4 protein-coding genes and 1 pseudogene are annotated in these 5185 nt (G+C 67.7%); 3 read left to right on the forward strand and 2 right to left on the reverse strand.

All coding sequences use genetic code 11. From position 1 onward, the window contains the following. Positions 1-97: 97 nt before the first annotated feature. A pseudogene (locus tag ABS45_RS17540) lies at positions 98-367 on the forward strand (AMP-dependent synthetase); the annotation flags it as partial. Between the two features lie 64 nt (positions 368-431). Here ABS45_RS17540 and ABS45_RS17545 read toward each other — a convergent pair. Then, entirely contained in the window at positions 432-2147 is a 1716-nt protein-coding gene (locus tag ABS45_RS17545) for a potassium/proton antiporter (RefSeq protein WP_291558276.1), read from the reverse strand. A 164-nt stretch (positions 2148-2311) separates the two neighbouring features. Here ABS45_RS17545 and ABS45_RS17550 point away from each other — a divergent pair, with 164 nt between their 5' ends. After that, positions 2312-3136: a methyltransferase domain-containing protein gene (locus ABS45_RS17550; protein ID WP_291558279.1), complete on the forward strand. Its 825-nt coding sequence runs from the start codon at positions 2312-2314 to the stop codon at positions 3134-3136. Here the strand turns inward: ABS45_RS17550 and ABS45_RS17555 are convergent. Further along, positions 3093-4319, reverse strand: a complete 1227-nt coding sequence (locus tag ABS45_RS17555) for a patatin-like phospholipase family protein (RefSeq protein ID WP_291558282.1) — start codon at positions 4317-4319, stop codon at positions 3093-3095. The genes ABS45_RS17550 and ABS45_RS17555 overlap by 44 nt on opposite strands. A 273-nt stretch (positions 4320-4592) precedes the next feature. On the opposite strand from ABS45_RS17555, the gene ABS45_RS17560 reads away from it, so the two are divergent. Then, on the forward strand, positions 4593-5185 hold a 593-nt coding region (locus ABS45_RS17560), incomplete at its 3' end, for a copper ion binding protein (protein WP_291558285.1).

The following is a 5185-nucleotide window of genomic DNA, read 5'->3' on the forward strand; positions in this document are numbered from 1 at the left end:
AATGGCTCAGGCGTCAGTTCCAGGCCCGTCAAGCCGGTATCGGCTGCCAACCCAGCTCCCAATGGGGCTTCCGGGGACCTTTTGAATTTCCTATGCGCCGCCCGACCCGCTGCGCATGGCGGTGCCCAAGGCCTTCGTCGTGCCGAGCGCGGGTCACGCGCCGAACGCCGAAACCGCCGCGAGCATCCTGCGCTTCTGCCGCGAACGGCTCGCGCCGTACAAGCGCATCCGCAGGCTCGAATTCGCCGATCTTCCGAAGACGATCTCGGGCAAGATCCGCCGCGTCGAGATGCGGCTTCGCGAGCAGCAGCGCGCCGTTCCCGTGGTGCGCGGCGAAGGCGAGTACTTCGACGACGACGTGCGGTGAACGCAGCCGCCGGCGGGGTGCAGGCGCCGGGTTTGCCGGCGGCGCGCGGACCGGGCTCGCGCGCTCACGCCTGGCGCGGTGCCGCGCGTTCGAGCTTCAGGCCGACCTTGACCACGCGCCCCCGCGAGACCTCGCGCGCGATCAGCAGCAGGCGCTCGATCTGGACCGAGTCGCCTTCGACGATGCGCCGCGCCCTTCTGCGCATCGCCTCGTCGAGCGTCAGCGTCTCGAATCCCTCGGGCATCGCGCACCCGTAGGCAGCGCAGACATCGGCGAACGCGGCGGCGCCCTCGAGCACGAAGTCGCCGTAGAAACGCCGGCGTACCGCCGCCTCGACGTTCGTGAACAGGTCCGACAGATGATCGACCTCGGTGTCGGGTGCGACGAGCATCACGACGTCGTTGCACACGAGCACTCCGACCGAATCGTCGCGGATCAGCGCCCGGCTGCGCAGCACGCCGACGATCCGCGAACCTTCGGGCAGGTCCAGCGTGCGCAGGTCGACCCCGACCATCGGCGAACGTTCGCCGATCCTGAACTCGAGCACCGCGAGGTGGTCGTCGGACAACGTGGGCCGGACCCTCGGTTCGTCGCGCGGCGGCAATCCGACGCCGAAACGTCGTGCCGCATACGGCACCGATGCGCCCTGCAGCAACAGCGAAGTCAGCACGACGACGAAAGCGACGTTGAACAGCAGCCGCGCATCGGGCACGCCGGCCATCAGCGGAAACATCGCGAGCACGATCGGCACCGCGCCGCGCAGCCCGATCCACCCCATGAAAGCGACCTCGCGCGGCGCGAACCGGAAAGGCAACAGGCAAAGCCACACTGCGAACGGTCGGGCGACCAGCATCAGGAACGCCGAGACGAGCAGCGCGTTCCACGCGATCGCCGGAATCTCGTTCGGGTTCACCAGCAGTCCGAGCAGCAGGAACATGCTCGATTGCGCGAGCCACGCCATCCCGTCCATCGCGCGCAACAGGTTCTCGGCGGAACGGCGCATCCGGTTGCCTACGACGAGCCCCACCAGATAGACCGCAATGAACCCGCTGCCGCCTAGCGTGTTGACGATGCCGAACGCGGTAACGCCGCCCGAGCACAGCAGCAGCGCACTGAGGCCTTCGCCGACCACCGCCTGCCGCATGATCCACGCCATCGCGAAGCCCAGCATCAGGCCGAGCGCGGCGCCGAGGCCGAACTGCACGACGAGTTGCCGCACGAGTTCCAGTCCGCGCACCTCGTCCGGCGCCATCACCACCTCGATCATCAGCGTGGTGAGAAAGATCGCGGTCGGGTCGTTGATGCCCGATTCGATCTCGAGCGTGTTCGCGACGCGTTCGTTCAGCCGCGTTCCGCTGGCGCGAAGCAGCGCGAAAACGGCGGCGGCATCGGTCGAACCGACGATCGCCCCGAGCAGCAGGCCGACTTCCCAGTCGACGTCGAACGCCCAGGCGGTGAACAGTCCCAGCGGCAGCGACGTCAACACGACTCCGGCCGACGCGAGAACCAGCGACGGACGCAGCGCCACGCGGAACGTTGCGAGTTTCGTTCGCAGTCCGCCGTCCAGCAGGATGATCGCCAGCGCGAGGTTCCCGACGAAGAACGCCAGCCGATGGTCGTCGAAGTCGATGCCGCCCGGCCCGTCGATGCCCGCGAGCATTCCGACGATCAGGAACACGAGCAGGAAAGGAATGCCGAAGCGCGACGAGAACGCGCCGAGCAGGATCCCGGCGAACATCACGAGCGCGCCGGCGAGCAGCAGTTGGTTGACGGCTTCCATGCGCCGGAAAGCTTAGCAGCGCCTTGCGACCCAAAGAGCATGAGAACGCGCGGCAGGAATGCCGCTTGCCTTGCCGATCGCCCGCGGGTTCACGCCGACAGGACATCGGACGACGACAACGGCGGCCTCGGGGTAAGCTCACCTCCTCCCATGGGAGATCGATCTTGAAGCCCTTTCGCAGAACCTTCCTCGCCGCGGTGGCCGCGACGATGGCGTTCGGCGGCACGGCCTGCGCGCAGACCGGCACCGCGACCGAAACTTACGCCCCAACGGTGGGCCAGGCCGGCAAGGACGTCATCTGGGTGCCCTCGCCGCAGGCGCTGGTGGACCGGATGCTGGACATGGCGCAACTGACGCCGCGGGATCGGCTGGTCGATCTGGGCTCGGGCGACGGTCGAACCGTGATCACCGCCGCCAAGCGCGGTGCGAAGGCGCGCGGCATCGAGTTCAACCCGGACATGGTGGAAATGGCCCGGCGGAACGCGCAAGCCGAAGGCGTCTCGGACCGCGCCACGTTCGAGCAGGGGGATATCTTCGAATCCGACTTCTCCGAGGCCACCGTGGTGACGCTCTTTCTGCTGCCGAGCCTGAACCTTCGGCTGCGCCCGATCCTGCTCGACATGCCGCCGGGCACGCGCATCGTCGCCAATTCGTTCGACATGGGCGAATGGCAGGCGGACGAAACCGCCGACGTAGGTGGAGACTGCACGTCGTACTGCCGCGCACTGAAATGGATCGTGCCTGCCAAGGTCGCAGGAACCTGGGTGCTCGACGGCAAGACGCTCGAACTGACGCAGAGCTTCCAGATGCTCGAAGGAACGCTGCGCGACGGTGCGGCGACGCGGCCGATCACGCAGGCGCGGCTCGAAGGCACACAGGTGCGCTTCGCCATCGGCAAGGACCGGTACGTCGGTCGGGTCGACGGCAACCGGATGCAGGGCACCGTCAACGGTTCGCGACAATGGCAGGCGGCGCGACGCAGGTCCTGAGGGGTTCGCCGCTGCCGAGACCGAATAGCGCCAGCACCTCTGCGCGACGTGCGAATGCATCGTTGCGCCCCAGCGCGATCAGTTCTCGCGTATAGACCGGCTCGAAAAGCAGGTAGGACAGCAGCGCGGCACTGCGCCGGTCGGTGCCGCCCGTGACCCGCAGGATGGTGCGGACCGAACGCGGCAGCGCGGATGCCAGCCCCGCCGCCATCGAATCCAGCCGGCGGCTGGGCGTGATCGCGAGGATCTCGATCGGACGCAGCGTGCTGTGCAGGCGCCGCTCCTCGGGAATCAGGCTCAGCGTACGGTTGATGCGGCTCAGCCGCTCGATGTCGTAGGCCAGTCCATCGAGAAAGATGCTCGAGAGCGAATGGCTGGCGATCTGCGCGAGACTGGGATACGCGTACTGCGAACCGGTGTGCGGCGCCTGCACCGTGCCTGCTTCGAGTTGTCCCGCGCCGATCACCAGGATGCGGTCGGCACCGAGATGGATGGCCGGACTGATCGGCGAGAGTTGCCGCATCGAGCCGTCACCGAAGTATTCGTGGCGGCCGTCGAGGTCGAGCGCAACGGCCGGAAACACGAACGGGATCGCGCTCGACGCCAACACATGGTCGATCGAGATGACGCTCGGGCAGGCGAGTCGCTGCGTGCGCGACCATGGAGCGAGCGGCTCGCCGGCCTGGAAGTACGTGACGTGCTGGCCCGACGTGTAACTCGATGCGGTGATCGCCAGCGCGCGAAGCTTGCCGGACTCGAGGCTGCGTGCGATGCGATGCGGATCGATCAGCCTGGGCAGCAGCGACTCCAGCGGGCTGTTGTCGAACAGCGATCGCGGGTGCGTGCGCACGATCCAGCCGAGCAACAGCGACGAAATCCAGTGCGCCGCGTTGCCGAGCGCGCCCATCGCATCGGTGCGGTAGATGTCGCCCGCATGCAGCGTGGACCACCGCTCGACGATCGCGCACACCGCCGCGCCGGCGTCGTCGCAACCGCTGGCGAGTGCGGCGGCGTTGACCGCACCGGCCGAAGTACCGCAGATGATCGGGTACGGGTTGCGCGAAGCCGGCCAGCCGGCCTCGGCGAGCACCTGCCGGATCGCGTCGAGCACCCCGACCTGATAGGCGGCACGGGCTCCGCCGCCCATCAGAACGAGGCCGATCCGTCCGTCGTGGGGAATCACGTCTGCACAACTCCTGTGCAGGCGATTCTGCCCCGAGATGGCCGGGTTCCGAACCGGACGGGTGACAGACGCGACGTATCGACGGCGACCCGGCGGATCGACGCGACAGTGAGGACTTTACCTTCCAACCATGGCAAGGTTCAAACTACATCCATGTCGAATTCCAATCATGAGGCGCAAGCCATGCGCAGGCCCGACACGCTCGGTGCCCCCGCCGCAGCCGCGGCGGTCACTCCTGCTGCCGCTGCAACGATCAGCCTGCTCATCGAAGGCATGAGCTGCGCCAGCTGTGTCGGCCGCGTCGAGGCCGCGCTGGCCCGGGTCGAAGGCGTGGACAGCGTCTCGGTCAATCTCGCCACCGAACGGGCGGACATCCGCCTGGCCGCCCCCGTCGATCGCATGGCGCTGATCCGGGCGGTGGAGAAGACGGGCTACAAGGTGCCTGCCGGAACCGTCGAACTGGCGGTAGAGGGCATGACCTGCGCCTCGTGCGTGGGCCGCGTCGAGAAGGCGCTGAAGGCGGTGCCCGGCGTCACGGAAGCGAACGTCAATCTCGCGACCGAGCGCGCTACCGTGCGCGGCATGGCCGGTGTGGGCGAGCTGGTGGCCGCCATCGGAAAGGCCGGCTACGAGGCTCGTCCGATCGACACCACCGCGCGGGCCGGCGACGAAGCCGCGGAAAAGAAAGACGCCGAACGCGCGGAACTGAAACGCGACCTGATCGTGGCCGGCGTGCTGACCCTGCCGGTGTTCGTGCTCGAAATGGGCTCGCACCTGATCCCGGCCATGCACGACTGGGTCATGAACACCGTCGGCATGCAGCGCAGCTGGTATCTGCAGTTCGTGCTGACCCTGCTGGTGCTGGC

Source organism: Comamonas sp. SCN 65-56 (genome assembly GCF_001724135.1).
GTDB lineage: Bacteria > Pseudomonadota > Gammaproteobacteria > Burkholderiales > Burkholderiaceae_C > Comamonas_C.

Excerpts from the sequence above, each read along its gene's own strand:
- ABS45_RS17545 (WP_291558276.1), bottom strand. The coding sequence starts at position 2,147 with ATGGAAGCCGTCAACCAACTGCTGCTCGCCGGCGCGCTCGTGATGTTC.